This window comes from Pseudomonas sp. TH49 (genome assembly GCF_016650625.1).
GTDB lineage: Bacteria > Pseudomonadota > Gammaproteobacteria > Pseudomonadales > Pseudomonadaceae > Aquipseudomonas > Aquipseudomonas fluorescens_H.
The window spans coordinates 3,462,973-3,479,850 of sequence record NZ_JAEKFL010000001.1; the positions used below are offsets into that span (position 1 = coordinate 3,462,973).

11 protein-coding genes are annotated in these 16,878 nt (G+C 60.8%); 5 read left to right on the forward strand and 6 right to left on the reverse strand.

Translation table 11 applies throughout. The features are described from left to right. Window positions 1-184 precede the first annotated feature (184 nt). The 3 genes from trhO to JFU48_RS15790 are packed head-to-tail and all read left to right on the forward strand — an operon-like array spanning window position 185 to window position 3,574. Window positions 185-1,126 (forward strand): oxygen-dependent tRNA uridine(34) hydroxylase TrhO, encoded by a 942-nt coding sequence (gene trhO, locus JFU48_RS15780; RefSeq protein ID WP_027612407.1) that lies wholly within the window; start codon window positions 185-187, stop codon window positions 1,124-1,126. 35 nt (window positions 1,127-1,161) lie between these two features. Beyond that, window positions 1,162-1,764 carry a DsbA family protein gene (locus JFU48_RS15785; RefSeq protein ID WP_201137093.1) on the forward strand — a complete coding sequence of 201 codons (603 nt, stop codon included), beginning with the start codon at window positions 1,162-1,164 and terminating at the stop codon, window positions 1,762-1,764. Beyond that, complete coding sequence (locus JFU48_RS15790; protein ID WP_003226931.1) at window positions 1,757-3,574, forward strand: ABC transporter ATP-binding protein; 1,818 nt, start codon at window positions 1,757-1,759, stop codon at window positions 3,572-3,574. Before JFU48_RS15785 ends, JFU48_RS15790 begins: the two co-directional genes overlap by 8 nt. Here the strand turns inward: JFU48_RS15790 and JFU48_RS15795 are convergent, their stop codons facing one another. Beyond that, the gene (locus tag JFU48_RS15795) at window positions 3,575-8,200 is read right to left on the reverse strand and encodes a deaminase domain-containing protein (protein ID WP_201136900.1); all 4,626 of its coding nucleotides are present in this window, start codon (window positions 8,198-8,200) and stop codon (window positions 3,575-3,577) included. 175 nt (window positions 8,201-8,375) lie between these two features. On the opposite strand from JFU48_RS15795, the gene JFU48_RS15800 reads away from it, so the two are divergent. Together JFU48_RS15800 and JFU48_RS15805 are read left to right on the forward strand one after the other, a co-directional pair. Further along, a complete protein-coding gene (locus tag JFU48_RS15800; RefSeq protein WP_201136901.1) occupies window positions 8,376-10,835 on the forward strand; it encodes an EAL domain-containing protein in 2,460 nt (819 codons plus the stop codon). Window positions 10,836-10,914: 79 nt separating this feature from the next. Continuing rightward, the gene (locus tag JFU48_RS15805) at window positions 10,915-11,676 is read left to right on the forward strand and encodes a TenA family transcriptional regulator (protein WP_207199023.1); all 762 of its coding nucleotides are present in this window, start codon (window positions 10,915-10,917) and stop codon (window positions 11,674-11,676) included. 139 nt (window positions 11,677-11,815) lie between these two features. Here JFU48_RS15805 and JFU48_RS15810 read toward each other — a convergent pair whose 3' ends face one another. The 5 genes from JFU48_RS15810 to JFU48_RS15830 all read right to left on the reverse strand — a co-directional run bounded on the left by JFU48_RS15810 (window position 11,816) and on the right by JFU48_RS15830 (window position 16,780). Further along, complete coding sequence (locus tag JFU48_RS15810; RefSeq protein ID WP_201136902.1) at window positions 11,816-12,742, reverse strand: GGDEF domain-containing protein; 927 nt, start codon at window positions 12,740-12,742, stop codon at window positions 11,816-11,818. Between the two features lie 362 nt (window positions 12,743-13,104). Beyond that, a complete protein-coding gene (locus JFU48_RS15815) occupies window positions 13,105-13,845 on the reverse strand; it encodes a YciK family oxidoreductase (protein WP_003226924.1) in 741 nt (246 codons plus the stop codon). A gap of 167 nt (window positions 13,846-14,012) precedes the next feature. Next, window positions 14,013-14,684: an N-acetylmuramic acid 6-phosphate phosphatase MupP gene (gene mupP / locus JFU48_RS15820; protein ID WP_003226921.1), complete on the reverse strand. Its 672-nt coding sequence runs from the start codon at window positions 14,682-14,684 to the stop codon at window positions 14,013-14,015. A gap of 4 nt (window positions 14,685-14,688) precedes the next feature. Beyond that, a complete protein-coding gene (gene ubiG / locus JFU48_RS15825) occupies window positions 14,689-15,387 on the reverse strand; it encodes a bifunctional 2-polyprenyl-6-hydroxyphenol methylase/3-demethylubiquinol 3-O-methyltransferase UbiG (protein WP_201136903.1) in 699 nt (232 codons plus the stop codon). Between the two features lie 58 nt (window positions 15,388-15,445). Beyond that, window positions 15,446-16,780: a TRZ/ATZ family hydrolase gene (locus JFU48_RS15830; protein WP_103484387.1), complete on the reverse strand. Its 1,335-nt coding sequence runs from the start codon at window positions 16,778-16,780 to the stop codon at window positions 15,446-15,448. Between the last annotated feature and the right edge of the window lie 98 nt (window positions 16,781-16,878).

Sequence of the window (16,878 nt, forward strand, 5' to 3'; positions counted from 1 at the left end):
TTGGGGCCGCTTCGCAGCCCATCGGGGATAAATCCCCTCACCACAGGTTTTGTGTTGTCACAGAAACTCGGTAAATCCAAAATCCACCGTGTTTTTGCTAGAATCCGCAACGCGCCGCTCAGCCGGCGCGTTTTTTTTGAATCCGGTTCACCCTTTGCGAGGGTAGCCACCTGGAGAATTACCCATGACACAACCGATTGTCGTGGCGGCACTGTATAAGTTCGTCACCCTCGAAGATTACGTTGACCTGCGCGAGCCACTGCTGCAAGCGATGGTCGACAACGGTATCAAAGGCACCCTGTTGATCGCCGAAGAAGGCATCAACGGCACGGTGTCCGGCAGCCGCGAAGGCATCGATGGCCTGCTCGCCTGGCTGAAGAACGACCCACGCATGATCGACATCGATCACAAAGAGTCGTACTGCGACGAGCAGCCGTTCTACCGCACCAAGGTCAAGCTGAAGAAAGAGATCGTCACCCTCGGCGTCGAAGGCGTGGACCCGAACAAAAAGGTCGGCACCTACGTCGAGCCGCAGGACTGGAACGCGCTGATCAGCGACCCGGAAGTGCTGCTGATCGACACCCGTAACGACTACGAGGTGGCGATCGGTACCTTCGAAGGCGCCATCGATCCGAAAACCACCAGTTTTCGCGAATTCCCTGATTACATCAAAGAACACTTCGACCCGGCCGTGCATAAGAAGGTCGCGATGTTCTGCACCGGCGGCATTCGCTGCGAGAAAGCCTCCAGCTACATGCTGGGCGAGGGTTTCGAAGAGGTTTACCACCTCAAGGGTGGCATCCTGAAGTACCTCGAAGAAGTGCCGCAGGAAGAAACCAAGTGGCAGGGCGACTGCTTCGTGTTCGACAACCGGGTGACCGTGCGTCACGACCTCAGCGAAGGCGACTACGATCAATGTCATGCCTGCCGCACACCGGTCAGTGTTGAGGATCGCGCTTCCGAACATTACGTGGCCGGCATCAGCTGCCCGCATTGCTGGGACAAGCTGAGCGAGAAAACTCGCCGCAGCGCCATCGATCGGCAGAAGCAGATCGAACTGGCCAAGGCGCGCAACATGCCGCACCCGATCGGCTACAACTATAAACAAGCATCCACCGAGGCTTAATCATGTCTGCGCGCCTGCTCTATGTGATGGATCCGATGTGTTCCTGGTGCTGGGGGTTCGCCCCGGTCGCCAAGGCATTGGTCGAGCAGGCGCAGGCAGCTGGCGTCGAGCTGCACCTGGTGGTCGGCGGGCTGCGCACCGGCAGCGGTGCGGCGCTGGAACCGACCACGCGGCGCTACATCCTCGAGCACTGGCAAGCGGTCACCGAGGCCACCGGCCAGCCGTTCAAATTCGACGGCGCGTTGCCCGACGGTTTCGTCTACGAAACCGAGCCAGCCTGCCGGGCGATCGTCACCGCGCGCAGTCTGGCGCCGGATTGTGCGTGGACACTGGTCGGCCTGATCCAGCAGGCGTTTTACGCTGAAGGCCGCGATGTCACCCAGGCCAGCGTGTTGGTCGAGCTGGCGGAGCAGGCCGGCGTGCCGCGTATCGAGTTTGCCGCGCTGTTCGATCATGCCGATCAGCACAAAGCGACTCAGGCTGATTTCAGCTGGGTGCAGGATCTGGGCATCGCCGGGTTCCCGACCCTGCTCGCCGAGCGCAATGGCCAACTGGCGCTGCTGACCAACGGCTATCAACCGCTCAGCGAACTCTCGCCGCTGCTTGGTCGCTGGCTGGAGCGCGCCGCCTGTGCCTGACCTGGCCGATGACACGCCAGCCGTAAAGCGTGTCGACCGGCTGAGCTGGGCAGAAGTCCGGCGTCTGGCACTGCATCACAAGAAATCCCTGTGGATCGCCAACGGCGTGGCCGTGCTGGCGACGCTGTGCAGCGTGCCGATTCCGTTGCTGCTGCCATTGCTGGTGGACGAAGTCCTGCTTGGCCATGGCGACGCTGCGTTGAAAGTCATGAACCATGTGTTGCCGTCGATGTGGCAACAGGCGGCGGGCTACATCGGCCTGATGCTGGTGGTCACTCTGACCCTGCGTTGCAGTGCCCTGTGCTTTGGCGTGTTGCAGGCGCGGCTGTTTGCGCGGCTGGCCAAGGACATCGTCTACCGCATTCGTGTGCGGCTGATCGAGCGCCTGAAAAGGATTTCCCTCGGCGAATACGAAAGCCTCGGCAGCGGCACCGTGACCACGCATCTGGTCACTGACCTCGACACTCTCGACAAGTTTGTCGGCGAAACCCTCAGTCGTTTTCTGGTGGCGATGCTGACCCTGGTCGGCACCGCCAGCATTCTGATGTGGATGCACTGGAAACTGGCGCTGCTGATCCTGTTGTTCAATCCGCTGGTGATCTACGCCACGGTGCAGTTGGGCAAGCGGGTCAAGCACCTGAAGAAACTCGAGAACGACAGCACCTCGCGTTTCACTCAGGCCCTGAGCGAAACCCTCGATGCCATCCAGGAAGTGCGCGCCGGCAACCGTCAGGGTTTCTTCCTCGGCCGCCTCGGTCTGCGCGCGCAGGAAGTGCGCAACTACGCGGTCAATTCGCAGTGGAAAACCGACGCTTCGAACCGTGCCAGCGGTCTGCTGTTCCAGTTCGGTATCGACATCTTTCGCGCGGCGGCGATGCTCACCGTGCTGTTCTCCGACCTGTCGATCGGCCAGATGCTCGCGGTGTTCAGTTACCTGTGGTTCATGATCGGTCCGGTCGAACAACTGCTCAATCTGCAATACGCCTACTACGCGGCGGGCGGGGCGCTGGCACGGATCAACGAACTGCTGGCGCGGGCCGACGAGCCGCAGTACCCCGGTGGCGTCGATCCGTTCAAGGGTCGGGAAACCGTGGGTATCGAGGTGCAGGGGCTGAGCTTCGGTTACGGCGATGAGTTGGTGGTGGATCAGATGAACCTGTCCATCGCCCCCGGCGAGAAAGTCGCGATTGTCGGTGCCAGTGGCGGCGGCAAAAGCACTTTGGTGCAACTGTTGTTGGGGTTGTACACGCCGTTGTCCGGGACCATTCGTTTCGGTGGTTCTACCCAACAGGAAATCGGCCTGGAGCTGATTCGTGAGAACGTCGCGGTGGTGCTGCAACACCCGGCGCTGTTCAACGACAGCGTGCGCGCCAACCTGACCATGGGCCGTGATCGCAGCGACGAAGCCTGCTGGCAGGCGCTGGAAATCGCCCAACTGGAAGCGACGATCCGCGCCTTGCCCGACGGTCTGGACAGCATCGTCGGACGTTCCGGCGTACGCCTCTCCGGTGGTCAGCGCCAGCGTCTGGCGATTGCGCGGATGATCCTCGCCGAACCGAAAGTGGTGATTCTCGACGAGGCTACTTCGGCCCTCGACGCCGCCACCGAATACAACCTGCATCAGGCCATGGCGCGCTTCCTCAGCGGCCGCACCACGCTGATCATTGCCCATCGCCTGTCAGCGGTGAAGCAGGCAGACCGCGTGCTGGTGTTCGACGGCGGGCAGGTGGCCGAGGATGGCGACCACCAGCAACTGATCGCCGATGGCGGTCTCTACGCCAAGCTTTACGGCCACTTGCAGCGCCTGTAATCAGGCCCAGAGCACTTGCAATGCGGCATCCCCGCCGTCGTGGGCGAACTGTTTCATAACGACCGAACAGGATTCGCACGGGGGCATGGTCGTTGCGATGTCGACCGAGCGGATTTCTTTCCGGTCGGGATACTTATCGCGCAATACGCTGATCAATTTGCTTTCGCTGTCCAGCGAAGTCGGGCGGCTGGTCTGCGTCGGCTGGTAAGTTTTCAGATCCTTGATGGTCAGCGGCACAGCCAGCAGTTGCCCTTGTTCAGTCACCTCCAGTGAGGTGCGCGGGAAGGCCGGATCGTAGTCGATGTTGATGTAGGTGGTCTGGCCGATACGCACGTGATCGGACCCCATGTGTCGAAACAATGGCAGGCGCTGGGTGCTGCCCTGAGCCCCGGAAACGCTGATGTAGATTTCCCGCTGGCCGCTGGTGGTGACGACTTCGGCATAGGCAATGTTGCGTGCGTTGGACGGGCGTTCGCGCACCGGCAGCAGGTTCTGCAGTTTCTGCATGGCGCCGTTGATGCGCAGCGCGGCATTGTTGCTGGCGGGGTTGATCGTCGGTGACAGGAAGAGAGTGTCGAAAATCTCTGCGGTCTTCTGCCGAAAGGCTTCCGGCGCCTCTTTGCTGCGTGCCCAGGTCGCGGCCCCCTCGGGCAGGCGGGTGACGATCATCCGGGTTGAATGATCGTACATCAGTGCCTCACCCGGGCTGGTGTCGAGCTTTATCCATTTCATGTTGGCTGGAGGATTGGCGGTGCTGCCGATGGGAATCGCAATCTCTTCCATAGTGCGCACCGCACGCTGCACTTTTTCCAGGCCGTGCAGGCGCACCATGGTGTTGGCATGCAGCGAGCCGGAGTAGGCCCTCACCAGTTCCGAGCCGCATGTGCCCTCGGCCAGCTCTTGCTCGGAGAGACGATTAAAGGTCAATCGATTGGGCGGTACTTCGCCTTTGGCGATGGTGGCCTGGTAGTTCTCCATGCGATTGACCCGGAAGAATACGTAGTCGGCCGAGTCGTCGATGGCCGGCACCAGGATTGCGCCGACCTGATGCGAATCATCGATCCCCTCATACGTGCCGCCAGTCTTGATCCGGGCAAAAATCCCTTTGCGAAACTGCTGCGTCGCTTGAATCTGCTGCCTCGGTACCAGACTGCTACTACCGAACCCAAGGTGCTTGAGGTCGCCAGTGAGCAGTTTCGGTCTGTTGTCGATGATCTGGTAAAGCTTGGCATCGACCGCGAGGAATGTGCCTCGTTGTCCGGACAAGTCGCCAGGCTCCGAGATTCGCTCGCCGAACCATGGCGCGTAGCCTTTTTCCTTGTCGATGAAGCCGAGCGGTGGCACAGGTGCCGGCTCGCCGGTGATGTAACTGACGCGGCAATCACCCCCGCTACCCGGCGCACGGCGGATTCGGCAGGGCAGTGCGGTCCAGTGCGCACTTTCGTCGAGCAGATCGACCCGGCGCAGTTCATCGCCGTCGAGTCGGTAGGGCACGTCGTCGATCAGCAACGTGGTACGCCCGTCGACCTCAGGCAGGTGCTCTATTCGGGAGTTTTGCGGCAGTTCGATGACGATCTGCTCATCGCCTTTGCGGGTGCCACTGTAGTGCGAGCGACCCAGCGACAGGTCGTGGTCCTGCACGGTCAGCCGGGGGCCGTAGGGCTGGCCAGAGAACGGATCCAGTACGTGATGGCGCGTGCCGTCCACCGCCACATTGCGCACCGGTACGTCATCAATGCCCTTGACCACCGCGAGTTGGTCGGCCTGACTCAGCGGTTTCCAGTGTCCCGCCTCAAGCGTCTGCGGCAACCCCTGCAAAAGATCATAGCTGCCGCTCCTGCCGGCGAGTCTTTTCAGGCGCGACACGGCGAGGCGTTCGGCATGCGCCACGGCCCGCACCGCACCGTGGGTGCCGCGCAACGCGAGCTTGAGCAGGGCGGGGGCGGCGTCCAGTGGATTGAGGTTGCGCAGGCTGGAAACCAGCAGGGTTTTGCTCAGTTGCGCCATGCTCGGCAGCGCCGCGCGAATCGCCAGTTTGCCGGCCGAGACCGCCAGGCGAATACTGCCGGCGACGAATTTGCCCAGGGGAATCGCGAACGAAACGATGTCGAGCAGCAAGCCGATGGCCCCCAGCAGGCGTGTGCCGGGCTTGTCCGATTGCAGATCGTCGAGGCTGCCCCAGAACGGAATGAAGGCTTTGAGTACGTGGATCCAGTGTTGCTTTTTGTCCTCTCGCTCGAAGCGGGTTTCTCCCCATGCTTCGCGGCGCAGTGCCTGCTCGTCGATGTAGAGCAACCGGGTGGCGATGAAACGGCTGATCTGTGCGGTCCGGGCCGAGGTGAAGGTCAGACTCGGCAGGCTTTCGTGATGGACGGGAGGCAGCGCTGACGCTTTGAGGGCGTCGCCCAGCGGCTCAAGAATCGCCGTGCATTTGGCGCCGGTTTTGGGGGGCGCGCCGTCCTTGTGCGCATTGCGATCGAACGGCAGCGTGCGTGCGACGATGCGGGTGATGCTCTGGCCTTTGGTTCTGCCGCGTTTTGGCGGCAGGGGCGGTATGCGTTGACCACCGATATGCCACGTCGTCACGTCCCCGCGCTTGCGGATGATGCCGGCGCGAGGCAGGCATTCGTAGAAATGTGAGACTGTCTGATAAGTCGCCTGCAGCACGAAGCCCATGCGCATGCGCAGCGGCAGGTGAATCTCGGCGGTTTCGAGGTCGGCATGCAGGTGCCGGGTCTCGTTCCTGAGGCTGAGAATCCGTACTTCGCCGTGCTCCAGGGCGCGTCGGTCGGCCGAGGGCAGGGTGACCAGCAGGCTTTTGATCAGGTATTCATAAGCGGCTCGGGTATCGCTCAGGTATTTGTCGAACTGCTCGTCGAATGCTTTTTTGACATCGGGCAATTTGCGCTTGCGTGGAAATCGCGACAGCGGCCGCCCCGGGCCTTTGCTGGCGACGAAACCGCTGTCGAGTGTGCGTTCGGCGCTCAGGCTGATCCATTCCTGGGCGGTCTTGCCGTCGTCGCTGACATACCACTTCATGTCGGGCTCGAACCCGCCGCTGGCATAGACCTCCAGCAGCGGCCAGGCGGGCTGCCTCACGTCTGGGGTGTCGATAATGCTGCGGCGCACGCGCCTGGTGTCTTGATGAGGGTGACGCTTGAGCTGAATGGTGCTGTGTTCGTACAGGTCGTTGGCCAGCGCGCGTTCCAGCATTTGTTTCGCCAGGGGCAGGCGTTGCGGTGGTTCGACATCCAGTTGCAGGATCGCCGTGTTCATCTGCTTGCGGTGATCCTCCAGCGCTTGCAGGGCGAGGGTCGCGGTGGGTGCTTCCTCTGAAGGTGCCAATGCGCCGGTGGCCAGGGCCCAGGTCTGCGCAGCCGCCACGCGTGAGACGGCGATCAGGGCTTGCAGGTCGTGGCTGGCGTGTTCGCTTTTCTTCAGCGGCAGGCCGACCAGTTGTTCAAAGTTCAGAAAGTGCAGCAGCTCTGGATCAAGGGCATGGGCGAGGTGGACGCCATGCACGAAATTGACCCAGACCGCCGAGCTGGCGTAGGGCAAGTCGTCCGGAATGTCGCGCACCTGAAACTCCAGCGGAAACCGCGTCAGGCAAAGCCATCCCAACAGGTGTTGCTCGGTTTCTGTCGAAGTCCGCTTTGAGGTATCGAGATGGAACAAAAAATCCCTGCGGATGGCTGCGTAGCTTTTCCCGTATTGCTCGCGAGATTGCGGGGCGAAACCGGCGACTTGGGGCGAGCCGCGCTCTTCGGGCACCTCGTACCACAGGCACAGCGCTTCGAGCAGCAGGCGCGCGCCGATGTCCGGAACGGTCTGTTCATCGGCTCGGGCGCCGTACCACTGCAGTTTTTGCAGCAGGCGCTGGCCCAGATCCCGGGCCTGGGCGCTGTCGAGCAGGCGTTCCAGGCAAGTGGCGGGATGCCTGGCAATCTGCATGCGCGTCAGCGAGGGGGTTGTCGCATCGGCCAGGCAATCGAGGGCCGACAGGGTTTTACCGTTGAGCCAATCGCCGATTACATCGTGGATCGCCGCTTTATCGTCCGCACTCATCAATATTGCGAGCGCAGGGGCCTGGCGCAGATTCAGGCGGTGGCTGGCGCGCTGTTCTTCCACGGCGTCGATCAGACTGGTCAGCGCCAGGGCATCCACGGTGCCCGGCAAGGTGAACCCGGACTCGCGCAACAGCTGCGACAGCGGCAGCAGCCTGTCGGAACGCAGGTGTGCGCCTATACTCAGCAACGCTTGGTGGAAGCGGCGAATCGCCGCCGATGCCTTGGCCATGTCCTTGAGGGTGTGGCTGGCAATGCTTTGATCGCGACGGGTGAAGGTAAAGCTGCATTGATCGGCCACGGCGCTGACTTGCAGCAGTGAGCCTTTGGACGCTTGCAGATGCGCGGTCAAGGCGGGTTCGCCGCTGTCTGCGAACAGTGCTTGCAGCAGGTTTTGCGCCTGGTCATGGGCTGTACCCAGGCGTGAATGGGTCTGGGGCGCGAGGTAATAGGTCTCCAATGAACTCGAAGCGCTGAGCACGGCGCGCAGGGCGCTGGTCATTGCGCGGTATTCGCTCTGTTGGGCAGTATGGCGTTGCAGCGCGGAAGCAGGTGACGGCATGGGAAACGGCTCTTGAATGATTGAAAGCCGTCAGTGTCGAAGTATCGCTGACCCGGGGTGCGGTACATATGTATCGTCGCTTGAAAGTGTTCCGGCTTGCCGGAAGGGGGATCGCCCCCTAGTCTGGCTCTAGCGGTCTCCTCTTGATGATGGCAGTGCATGTGCAAAGGACCTCATGAAGCAAAAAAGGACTCTCGGAACGCCACGGTTGTTGGGCATCGTCTGGCCATTTATTGCCGTCGTGTTATTTCAGGCTTTATTGGGGGGCGTGAGTCTTTACGTCCTGTCGGCCGTTCGCGGCTATGTCGCCGGTGAAAGTCTTTGGTCCAAGGGCCAGAAGGACGCCATCTATTATCTGAACCTCTACGCCGACAGCCGTGACGAGGCGATCTTCCTCAAGTACAAGGAAGCGATTGCCGTGCCGCAGGGTGGTCACCAGTTGCGCCTGGCGCTCGATCGTCAACCGCCGGATTTGCAGGCAGCGCGCGAAGGGATTCTCAAGGGCGGCAACCACCCCGACGACGTCTCGAGCCTGATCTGGCTGTACCTCAATTTCCGTCATTTCAGTTATCTGGAAACCGCGATCGAGCGTTGGACGATTGGCGATGCCTATCTGGTCGAGCTGGACAATGTCGCTCGCGAGATGCATCAGCGCATCAGCGACAACGCTGCGACGCCGGCTGACATTCAGCGCTGGAAGGCGCGGATTTTCGCCATCAATGACGGTGTGACACCGGCGGCCAGAGCGTTCAGCGATGCCTTGGGCGAAGGCTCGCGGATGATCCTGCGCCTGCTGTTGTTCACCAACCTGGCCACAGCGCTGGGGTTGATCGTGCTGGCATTGTTGCGCACCCACAAACTGCTCAAGCAGCGCCATGCCTTTGCCCAGGCGCTGCAGTTGGAGAAGGATCGGGCGCACATCACTCTGCAATCGATTGGCGACGGGGTGATCACCACCGATGTCAACGGCGCGATCGATTACATGAACCCTGCGGCCGAAGCCATGACGCACTGGAAGTCCGAGCACGCAGCGGGACTGCCGCTGGCCGCGTTGTTCAATCTCCTGGACGACAACGCGCAGGCCGAAGGGCTGACGCTGATCGAGCATATTCTCAGCGGACAACTGGTCGGCGGCAGCGAGCACTCCAAGCTGATCCAGCGCCTGGACGGCAGTACGGTTTCGGTGACGCTGGTGGGCGCGCCGATCCGCAATGCCGAGAAAGTCAGTGGCACGGTGCTGGTGCTGCATGACATGACTCAGGAACGGCAGTACATCGCCAACCTGTCGTGGCAGGCGACCCACGATGCCCTGACCGGTCTGGCCAACCGCCGCGAATTCGAGTATCGCCTGGAGCAGGCCCTGCACAACCTGACGCGCCAGCCCGGTCGGCATGCGCTGATGTTCCTTGATCTGGACCAGTTCAAACTGGTCAACGACACCTGTGGTCACGCCGCCGGCGATGAGCTGCTGCGGCATATCTGCACGCTGTTGCAATCGGGCTTGCGCGAGAGCGACACCCTGGCGCGGCTCGGCGGTGACGAGTTCGGTATTCTGCTGGAGAACTGCGCCCCGGAAGCCGCCGAGAAAATTGCCGAGAGCCTGCGCCAGACCGTGCAGAACCTGCACTTCGTATGGAAGGGGCGGCCGTTCCTCACCACCGTGAGTCTCGGTCTGGTGCACATCGCCCAGACCCCGACCACCCTCGAAGCGTCATTGCGCGCGGCCGACATGGCTTGCTACATGGCCAAGGAAAAGGGCCGCAACCGGGTGCAGGTCTATCACGCCGATGATTCCGAACTGTCCCTGCGTTTCGGCGAAATGGCCTGGGTGCAGCGCCTGCACATGGCACTGGAAGAAAACCGCTTCTGCCTTTATGCCCAGGAAATCGCTCCGCTGGGTTCCACGGCGGAGGGCGGCGGGCACATCGAAATCCTCTTGCGTCTGCATGACGAGGCCGGGCGGATGATCCTGCCGGACAGTTTCATCCCGGCGGCCGAACGATATGGCCTGATGAGTCAACTGGACCGTTGGGTCGTCGAGAATGTTTTTAAAGTCATTGCCCAATGTATTGCCGAACAACATGAAGGTCCGTTGGCAATGTGTGCGATTAATCTTTCAGGCATTACTATCGGAGATGACGCGTTCTTGCACTTCCTGCGTGAACAGTTTGTTGTTTACGCCATACCACCTGAAATGATTTGTTTTGAAATTACTGAAACCAGTGCAATTGCAAATCTCGGGAGTGCAATTCGATTTATTAATGAACTCAAAGGCTTAGGTTGTTACTTCTCCCTTGATGACTTTTGTGCCGGAATGTCTTCATTCGCTTATTTGAAACATTTGCCTGTAGACTTCCTGAAGATCGACGGGAGTTTCGTAAAGGATATGCTGGACGACCCGATTAACCGCGCTATGGTCGAAGTGATCAATCACATCGGGCATGTCATGGGTAAGCAGACAATTGCCGAGTTTGTCGAGACAACCCAGATCGAGCAGGCATTGCTTGAAATCGGGGTGGATTACGCTCAGGGTTATGTCATCGAACGCCCGCAGTTGTTTACCTGCGACAGTTTGCAAAGTCGGCCCGCCAGACCGCAGCCGTTGTTGTTCAAGGCGCCTGGCACGTTCCGTTGAAAGCTCTTGCCGATCCTTACAATCACAAATCAAAAGGAGCCGAACAGTGATCGACACATTCAACCGAACCGGACCACTCATGGAAGCTGCAAGTTATCCTGCCTGGGCACAACAGCTCATTACGGATTGCAGCGAGAGCAAGCGCCGGGTTGTCGAACATGAACTGTACATGCGCATGCGCGATAACAAGCTCAGCGCGAAAACCATGCGCCAGTACCTGATCGGGGGCTGGCCAGTTGTTGAACAGTTTGCGTTGTATATGGCACAGAACCTGACCAAGACCAAGTTTGCCCGTCATCCTGGGGAGGATATGGCGCGCCGCTGGCTGATGCGCAACATCCGCGTCGAACTCAATCATGCCGACTACTGGCTGAACTGGAGTCGCGCGCATGGCGTCAGCCTGGAGGATCTGCAGGCCCAGCAAGTCCCGCCGGAACTGCACGCCCTGAGTCACTGGTGCTGGCATACGAGCTCGGCCGATTCGCTGATCGTCGCCATCGCCGCCACCAACTACGCCATCGAGGGTGCGACCGGGGAGTGGTCGGCGCTGGTCTGCTCTACCGGGGTGTACGCCGCGGCGTTCCCGGAAGAAGACCGCAAGCGTGCGATGAAGTGGCTGAAGATGCATGCCCAGTACGACGACGCCCACCCATGGGAAGCGCTGGAAATCATCTGCACGCTGGCAGGCATGAACCCGAGCAAGGCGTTGCAGACCGAACTGCGTCAGGCGGTGTGCAAGAGTTACGACTACATGTACCTGTTCCTTGAGCGCTGCATGCAACTGGAAACCGCCGAGCGGGCGTTGCATGGACGTGAGCGTCGGGCGCTCGTAGAGAGCTGATCCAAGGTCTTACCCAAAGCAAAAATGTGGGAGCGGGCTTGCTCGCGAAAGCGCTGTGTCAGTCAGCAATTGTTTGACTGACACAGCGCTTTCGCGAGCAAGCCCGCTCCCACAGTGGTTTTTGGGTGTCTGGAAGAACTCAGCCAGCCATCGCCAGGCGGTTACGCCCCTCGCGCTTGGCCACATACAGCGCACTGTCGGCCCGGCGCAGCAGGCTGTCGGCCGATTCCCCGGGCAGCAGCGTCGAGCAGCCAATGCTCACGGTCAGGTCGATCAACTGGCCGTCCGCGAAGTATTCCGCAGCCTGTGCGGCATTGCGCAGACGTTCGCCCACCATGGCCGCCGCATCCCGGCCGGTGTTGGACAGCAGGATCACAAACTCTTCCCCGCCATAGCGAAACACCATGTCGACGTTACGCAACTGACCCTTGATCGACGCCGCCACCGCTTTGAGTACGCTATCCCCGGCGCTGTGCCCGTGGCTGTCGTTGACCCGTTTGAAGTGGTCGATGTCGAGCATCAGCACCGACAACGGTTGCAGGTGTCGACGTGACATGTCGATCTCGCGTTGCAGGGTCTGCTCCATGGCGATGCGGTTGCCGGTTCCGGTCAACGGGTCGCGTAGCGCACTTTGCGTCGCGGCGCGATAGAGCAGGGCATTGCGCATCGGGAACAACAGCGACGACAGCAGGGACTCGAGGTTACCCTGGTCCTGCTCGCTGAAACGCTGGTTGCGGCGAAACACCAGTTCGCCCAAGTGCTCGCCTTCGTGGCTGAGGCTGTAGCTGACCGAATGGTGACCGCGCGCACCGAATTCCAGGCGCAGATCACTGGCCGAATGCACATACACCAAGGCATCCAGCGGCACCAGGCGTTGAACTTCGCGAAAAAACAGACCGAGTATTCGTTGCGGCTCAAGACTGGTTTGCAGTTGCAGGCTCATTTGCTGACGCAATTGCGCCAGACTGGCCGGGCGATCCAGAAGCGGAGGCAGCTGACCAAAGCCCAGGCGTTGCAATTTGGCACTGTCAAAGTCAATTGCATTGGTCTGGGAAGGTGATTTCATATGGCGTGAGCCCCTAAGCAGTAAGTCTGTCTTACAGGCTGGGTGAGAGCGGCTATGGGCTGCGCGTCATACTGATCCATCAGTCCCGTAGGACATTTGGCGTAAGTTTAGTCTGCCTGATGACGATTAGTCAGCTATCGAAATCGGCCTTGCCCCAGTGCCTTCACACGGCATGCTTTGAGGAAAATTAGAGCGAAAGTCGTGCCATTCGGTTCATCTAAATTAAAACCGTTATGAATCAACAGGATGGCGTTTTTCTTTGGGGTTGAGTGGCGGATATTTGACTGGAATGTGACGCTGGCAGGCGGCAAATGTATGCCGCGACGAGAATCCGCCACGGCAACAAAAGCGACGTATGGCAGTTATTGCGCGTTGAACGCCTGGCCGTTGATGCCCGTGCTGTCCGGGCCCATCAGGTACAGATACACCGGCATGATCTCTTCCGGGGTCGGATTGTTCAGCGGATTTTCCCCTGGGTAGGCTTGAGCGCGCATGCTCGTACGAGTGCCGCCCGGGTTGATGCTGTTGGAGCGTACCGGTGCCACGCCGTCGACTTCGTCGGCCAAGGTCTGCATCAGGCCTTCGGTGGCGAACTTCGACACACCGTAGGCGCCCCAGTAAGCGCGACCCTTACGCCCGACGCTGCTGGAAGTGAACACCACCGAGGCATCCTGCGACAGTTTGAGCAGCGGCAGCAGAGTACTGGTCAGCATGAACATGGCGTTGACGTTGACCTGCATGACGCGCATGAAGTTTTCGCCCGACAGCTGTTCGATCGGCGTGCGTGGACCAATGATCGAGGCATTGTGCAGCAGGCCGTCGAGGTGGCCGAACTCGGTTTCGATCATCGCCGCCAGTTCATCGTACTGATGGGGCAGGGCGGTCTCGAGGTTGAACGGGATCACCGCTGGTTGCGGATGGCCCGCGGCTTCGATCTCGTCGTAGACCTGAGTCAGATTGGCCTCGGTCTTGCCCAGCAGCAGCACGGTGGCGCCATGGGCGGCGTAGGTTTTGGCGGCAGCCGCACCGATGCCACGACCGGCACCGGTGACCAGAATGACCCGATCCTTGAGCAATTCGGGACGGGCGGTGTAATCAAACATAAAAACCTCACAATCCATTCATGAAGACCTGCTTCCCTGTGGTGAGGGGATTTATCCCCGACCGGCTGCGAAGCAGTCGTAAACCTGCATGGCGAATCGACCTGAAAGAATGCGGGGGCTGCTTCGCAACCCATCGGGGATGAATCCCCTCGCCACAGGGGCCGTTTTCAGCAGCTGCACAGCGCGCTGTCGAGTACCTTGCGCAATTCCAGCGGATGATCCACCACCACGTCCGCGCCCCAGTGCCGCGGGTTGTCGTCCGGGTGGATATAGCCGTAGGTCACGGCGCAGGTCTTGGTGCCGGCATCGCGGCCCGATTCGATATCGCGCAGATCATCGCCCACAAACAAAACCGTCGATGGATCCAGATCAAGCATCTTGCACGCGAGGATCAGCGGCTCCGGATCCGGCTTGCTGTTCTTCACGTGATCCGGGCAGATCAGCAGCGCCGAGCGCTCGGCCAGCCCCAGTTGCTGCATGATCGGCTCGGCAAACCGTACCGGTTTGTTGGTGACCACGCCCCAGATCAGGTTGGCCCGCTCAATGTCGGCCAGCAGTTCGCCCATGCCGTCGAACAGCTTGCTGTGTACGGCGCAACCGGCCAGGTAGCGTTCGAGGAATTCCTGGCGCAGTTCTTCGAAGCCCGGCGATTCCGGGTCCATCGAGAACGTCACCGCGACCATGGCTTTGGCGCCGCCGGAGATCTCGTCGCGGATGTGCTTGTCGTTCATCGGCGGCAAACCGCGATCCGCGCGCATCGCCTGACAGATGGCGATGAAGTCCGGCGCGGTGTCGAGCAGGGTGCCGTCCATGTCGAAAAGGACTGCTCTGATGGCCATCGGCTTACTCCTCGCGCAGGGTCTGGATCATGTAGTTGACGTCAACGTCGCTGGCCAGCTTGTAGTGCTTGGTCAGCGGGTTGTAGGTCAGGCCGATGATGTCTTTGACGGTCAGGCCGGCGACGCGGCTCCAGGCGCCCAGCTCGGACGGACGAATGAATTTCTTGAAGTCGTGGGTGCCGCGCGGCAGCAGCTTCATGATGTATTCGGCGCCGATGATGGCGAACAGGTACGCCTTCGGGTTGCGGTTGATGGTCGAGAAGAACACCTGGCCGCCCGGCTTGACCATGCGGTAGCAGGCGCGAATCACTGAGGATGGGTCCGGTACGTGCTCGAGCATTTCCAGGCAAGTGACCACGTCGAACTGCTCGGGCATTTCCTCGGCCAGGGCTTCGGCGGTGATCTGTCGGTATTCGACGCTGACGCCGGATTCCAGCTGATGCAGTTGCGCGACCGCCAGTGGCGCTTCGCCCATGTCGATGCCCATGACCGTGGCGCCGCGCTGGGCCATGGCTTCGCTGAGAATGCCGCCGCCGCAACCGACGTCGAGGACTTTCTTGTCGGCCAGGTTGACCCGCTCGTCAATCCAGTTGACCCGCAACGGGTTGATGTCGTGCAGCGGTTTGAATTCGCTTTCACGATCCCACCAGCGATGGGCCAGGGCTTCGAATTTGGCGATTTCGGCGTGGTCGACGTTGCTCATGATCTATTCCTCGAAAAACTTGAAAAGGGCTGTAGCCGCGGAGTCTGCTCCGCGGTGTTTACGATTCGGTGTGGCCGCTGATGCGCTGGCCCCAGGCCCGGGCAGTGACGCCCAGCTGTTGTTCGTCCAGGCGGGTCAGGCGCCGGTCGTCGAGTAACTGTTTGCCGGCGACCCACAGGTGTTTCACGCAGTCGCGGCCGGTGGCATAGATAAGCTGCGACACCGGGTCGTAGACCGGTTGCTGGGCCAGGCCGGACAGGTCGAACGCGACGATGTCCGCAGCCTTGCCGATCTCCAGCGAGCCGACCTGCGCCTCGATGCCCAGGGCACGGGCGCCGTTGAGCGTGGCCATGCGCAGCGCGCGATGGGCGTCCAGCGCGGTGGCCGAGCCAGCGACGGCTTTGGCCAGCAGCGCGGCGGTGCGGGTTTCGCCGAGCAGATCGAGGTCGTTGTTACTGGCGGCGCCATCGGTGCCGACGGCGACGTTCACGCCAGCCTGCCACAGACGCTCGACCGGGCAGAAACCGCTGGCCAGCTTCAGGTTCGATTCCGGGCAGTGGATCACGCTGGTGTTGCTTTCTACCAGCAATGCCAGATCGTCATCGCTGATCTGAGTCATGTGTACGGCCTGGAAGCGCGGGCCGAGCAGGCCGAGACGACCGAGACGGGCCAGTGGCCGCTCGCCGCGATGTTCCAGCGATTGCTGGACTTCGAAGGCAGTTTCGTGGACGTGCATGTGGATCGACGCGTCCAGCTCTTCGGCGATCACACGGATTTTTTCCAGGTTCTCGTCGCCCACGGTGTAGGGTGCATGTGGGCCGAAGGTGATCTTGATCCGTTCGTGATGCTTCAGATCGCCGAACAGCTCGACGCCCTGACGAATGGCCTCGTCGGCACTGGCGGCGCCGGGGATCGGGAAATCGAGGATCGGAATCGCGATCTGCGCGCGAATGCCGCTGTTGTGCACGCGCTCGCTGGCGACTTTGGGGAAGAAATACATGTCGGAAAAGCAGGTGATGCCACCCTTGATCTGCTCGGCAATCGCCAGATCGGTGCCATCACGGACGAACTCTTCATCGACCCATTTGGCCTCGGCCGGCCAGATGTGATTTTCCAGCCAGGTCATCAGCGGCAGATCGTCGGCCAGGCCACGGAACAATGTCATCGCCGCGTGGCCGTGGGCGTTGATCAGGCCCGGGCTGAGCAGCACGTCCGGCAACTCGCGGATTTCCGTGGCGTTACACTTCAATGCTTCGGCGCGCGGGCCGATAAACACGATGCGACCGTCGCGGATGCCCAGGCCATGCTCCTTGAGCACAACGCCTGCGGGTTCGACGGGTACCAGCCAGGTCGGCAGCAATAATAAGTCGAGCGCAATGGCAGGTTTCGGCATCGAGGGTCGGTTCCAGTGCTTTTGTAAAGGATGGCGAAGTATACCCGAGCGTCTTCGCGGGGGGATCGCTATAATCGGCGGCTTTTGTTCATGAGTGC

Bases quoted from the DNA above. Each gene is read 5' to 3' on its own strand.
- ubiG (WP_201136903.1), bottom strand. From the start codon at position 15,387: ATGAGCAACGTCGACCACGCCGAAATCGCCAAATTCGAAGCCCTGGCC.
- trhO (WP_027612407.1), top strand. From the start codon at position 185: ATGACACAACCGATTGTCGTGGCGGCACTGTATAAGTTCGTCACCCTC.
- JFU48_RS15785 (WP_201137093.1), top strand. From the start codon at position 1,162: ATGTGTTCCTGGTGCTGGGGGTTCGCCCCGGTCGCCAAGGCATTGGTC.
- mupP (WP_003226921.1), bottom strand. From the start codon at position 14,684: ATGGCCATCAGAGCAGTCCTTTTCGACATGGACGGCACCCTGCTCGAC.
- JFU48_RS15815 (WP_003226924.1), bottom strand. From the start codon at position 13,845: ATGTTTGATTACACCGCCCGTCCCGAATTGCTCAAGGATCGGGTCATT.
- JFU48_RS15795 (WP_201136900.1), bottom strand. From the start codon at position 8,200: ATGCCGTCACCTGCTTCCGCGCTGCAACGCCATACTGCCCAACAGAGC.
- JFU48_RS15830 (WP_103484387.1), bottom strand. From the start codon at position 16,780: ATGCCGAAACCTGCCATTGCGCTCGACTTATTATTGCTGCCGACCTGG.
- JFU48_RS15810 (WP_201136902.1), bottom strand. From the start codon at position 12,742: ATGAAATCACCTTCCCAGACCAATGCAATTGACTTTGACAGTGCCAAA.
- JFU48_RS15800 (WP_201136901.1), top strand. From the start codon at position 8,376: ATGAAGCAAAAAAGGACTCTCGGAACGCCACGGTTGTTGGGCATCGTC.
- JFU48_RS15805 (WP_207199023.1), top strand. From the start codon at position 10,915: ATGGAAGCTGCAAGTTATCCTGCCTGGGCACAACAGCTCATTACGGAT.